The 3,283-nt window shown below is 72.7% G+C and carries 3 protein-coding genes; all 3 read right to left on the reverse strand.

Going from position 1 to position 3,283, the window contains the following annotated elements; all coding sequences use genetic code 11:
• Positions 1 to 991, reverse strand: a 991-nt coding sequence (locus VF542_RS17910) for an ABC transporter substrate-binding protein (protein WP_408653059.1), incomplete at its 3' end; no start/stop codon positions are given.
• A 9-nt stretch (positions 992 to 1,000) separates the two neighbouring features.
• Positions 1,001 to 2,098 (reverse strand): sulfotransferase family protein, encoded by a 1,098-nt coding sequence (locus tag VF542_RS17915; protein WP_408653060.1) that lies wholly within the window; start codon positions 2,096 to 2,098, stop codon positions 1,001 to 1,003.
• Positions 2,095 to 3,162: an NAD(P)-dependent oxidoreductase gene (locus VF542_RS17920; protein ID WP_408653061.1), complete on the reverse strand. Its 1,068-nt coding sequence runs from the start codon at positions 3,160 to 3,162 to the stop codon at positions 2,095 to 2,097. Before VF542_RS17920 ends, VF542_RS17915 begins: the two co-directional genes overlap by 4 nt.
• Between the last annotated feature and the right edge of the window lie 121 nt (positions 3,163 to 3,283).

Raw genomic sequence — 3,283 nt, forward strand, 5'->3', positions numbered from 1 at the left:
CCAGGATGGTGACGTCGGTGAAGGAGTTCAGCGTGTTGTCCGGCGGGTAGCTGCCGAACTCCTGGTGGTAGGCCTCGACGAACCACCTGCCGATCGGCTGCAGCCCCTCCCAGCCGGGGCTGAACCGGGTCGCCGGCCACAGCACCCCGGCACCGGCCTCGCCGGCCAGCCGCCAGTAGTCCGCCGAGCGCATCGGGAACGGAAAGCACACCATCATCGGGGTGCCCGGCAGCAGCCCGGCCGCCCGGGCCCCGTCGATGATGAGGTAGTTGGTCCGCACCACGCCCACGTTGAGCAGCAGGTCCGGCCCGAAGTCCGCGGCCTCCTTGAGCTCGGCCTCCAGACTGGACACGCCCTCCTGGGAGAAGTCGATCCGGTGCAGTTGCACACCCGGCACGGTGCTGGTCAGTTCCTGGCACAGCGTGTCGGCGAGCATCTGCCCGAACACGGTGTCGGCGGCGATCACCGACACTTTCTGCCAGCCGCGGCTGGCCGCGAACCCGGCCATCAGCGGCGCCCGGTCGGCGATCGAGAAGTAGGTGCGAAACACCTGCCGCCGGCCCCGGGTGGCGGTGTTGTGGCCGTTCTCGATGAAGATCGGCAGCCCGAGTTCCTCGGCGACGTCGATGACGGTGGGCGTGGTGCGCAGGTGCCACTGGCCGACCACCGCGCTGACCCGGTCCAGGAACGCCAGCTTCGCCAGCCCGCCCACCGCCGAGCGGGACATGTGCTCGAACTCCGCGCCGCGCTGGTCGTTCTCCAGGACCAGCCGGACCTCGACCCCGGTCTGCTCGGCGGCGTACCGGGCGCCGAGCACGGCGCCGCGGACCACCAGCTCACCGGCCACCGGATCGCCGGGGCCCGACAGCGGCGTCAGCACACCGATCGGCAACGCGTTCTGGCCCGCACCGCGGTTGTGCGCGTCGACCAGCTCCCGGGCGCGGGTCTCGAACTCGGTCAGGGTGGGTCGGATTGTCGCGGGTCGGGCCATCACTGTCTCCTAGACGCCGAAGCGGGTGCGGTAGTCGGACGTGGCAGAGCGGATGGCGTCGGCGCTCAGGCCGAACTCCTCCGGGGTGTATCGGTGCGCGCCGTGCACGCCGGCGCGGTGGCGCCGCAGGTGCTCGCCGATCCCGGCCTGGAACTCGGCGGAGAACGGCAGGCCCAGGAACTCACAGGCCCGTCGCATGGCGGCCGGCGGATCAGCCACCAGTTCGCGGTAGGGCAGGTCCAGCACCGGCCGGCCGTCGAGCAGCTCGTCCCGGCTCGCTGCCAGCTCTTCCGAGCGCACCGAGATCCGCCGGTGCCACAGCTCCCCGATCTCGGACAGGTCGAGGCTGTCGCTGCGTGCCCCGCGCACCGTCCGGCACAGGCTTGCCGTCGAGACCACCGACTCGACCGGGTCCCGGTGCAGGTGGATGAAGCGGGCCTCGGGATAGACCCGAACCAGGTCGGCGAGGAACCAGGTGTGGAACGGGCACTTCAGGACCGGGACCGGAACGGTGCCGTCGGCCCTGCGGTGAGCGCTCATCAGCCCCTGCAGTTGCCGCCGGTGCCAGCGGTAGGGCTCGGTCAGGTCCTGGGCGTGCAGCCACTCCCCGTAGGAGGGCACCCGGTAGCGCATCTCCAGCACCATGCTGGAGAAGGTGTTGGCCAGCAGCCGGTGGCACTCGTCGGGCAGGCCCGCCTCCAGGTAGTGGATGCTCGGCAGGCTCGGTGCCAGCTGGTAGTAGTCCTCGACGTAGGCCTGGGCCTGCTTCTCCAGCTGGACGCGCTCCTCGGCGTCGGCCAGCGCGGCCTCGACCGGGTAGGCCAGCTCCCACAGCTGCGGGCTGTGCACGTCGGGGTGCAGGGCGAGCAGGTTGTGCACCAGCGTGCTTCCGGTGCGCAGGAAGCCGATCACGAACACCGGCGCACCCAGGTCCTGGGCCGCGACGTCGGGACGGCTGGTGTGCAGCGCCTCGGTGTCGGCGATGACCTGCAGCCCGCGCAGCAGCGAGCGCCGCACCGGTTCCACATCCGCCTCCCGCAGCCGGGCCTCGGCGTCCAGGGCGGCGCTGAACCGGTGCAGGCCCTCCACGAACCGCAGGGTGGTCAACTGGAGCTCCTTCTCAGTGTCGGGCTCGGCGGTGTCTGGCCCAGCGGTGTCGGGCTCGGTGGTGGTGAGCCCGGCGGTGGTGAGCCCGGCGGTGCCCAGCTCGGCGGTGTCCAAACCGCCCGGTCGCGCGGGGTCACCCCGTTGCGCAGATCCTCCAGATTGTCGAGGAAGGCGGCCGCCACCCCGGCCGGCTCGCCGGGGAAGCGGAACGCGCAGTGCGGTGAGACCACCAGTCCCGGAACCTGCCAGGCCGGGTCCTCGGCGGGCAGCGGCTCCACGTCGTGGACGTCGAGGAACGCCCCGGCCAGCCGGCCACCGCGCAGGGCGGCGTGGAGCGCCTCGGTGTCGAGGGTGCTGGCCCGGCCGACGTTGACGATCCTGGCGTGCGCGGGCAGCGCGGCCAGCACCTCGGCGCTGAGCACGCCCGCGGTTCCCGGCCCGCCAGGCAGGCACCCGATCAGGTGATCGAACCCACCGGCCTCGGCGGCCAGCCGGTGCATGCCGATGGTCCGGGCGGCCTCGGCCACCGGCTCGCCGCCCGGCCGGGTGACCGCCACGGTGTGCGCGCCGAGCGCCGCCAGCCGGCTCAGCACCGCCCGGCCGATCCGGCCCGCGCCGGCAACCGCGACGGTGCTGCCGGCGATCTGGACGGCACCGGAGGTGAACCACTCGCGCCGCTCGCCGCGAGCAACCCCGGTCAGGTCCTTGGCCAGCAGGAACAGCCCGGCGAGGGCGTACTCGGCGACCGCCGTGACCGGGACCCGGCTGGAGGTGGTGACCAGGGCTCCGGGATCGAGCCCGGCCGGCTCCAGGTGGTCGACGCCGGTACCGGTCAGGTGCAGCCAGCGCAGACCCGGCAGGCCCCGCAGGCTGCCGGCCGGAAACTGGTAGCCGATCAGCGCGTCGGGCTGGAAGCCGCCGAGATCTCCCTCGATGGAATCGATGGAATAGCCGGAGTCGAGCACCCGCAGCCGCAGGCCGGGGTGCCCCTCGAGCGCGGTCACGACCTCCGAAGCCATCCGGGAGTGCGCGACCAGCACCTCGAGGACGTCCCAGTCAGACACCGGCACCCTCCGACCGCCGCGCCGCGAGCAGCTCGGGGATGGGGTCCTCCAGGTGTGCGCCGGCGATGGTGAGCACGTCCCGGGTGTTGCGCCGCACCCGCTGGCCGACCCAGTCGAAGAG

This window comes from Jatrophihabitans sp., assembly GCF_036389215.1.
Taxonomy (GTDB): domain Bacteria; phylum Actinomycetota; class Actinomycetes; order Mycobacteriales; family Jatrophihabitantaceae; genus Jatrophihabitans_A.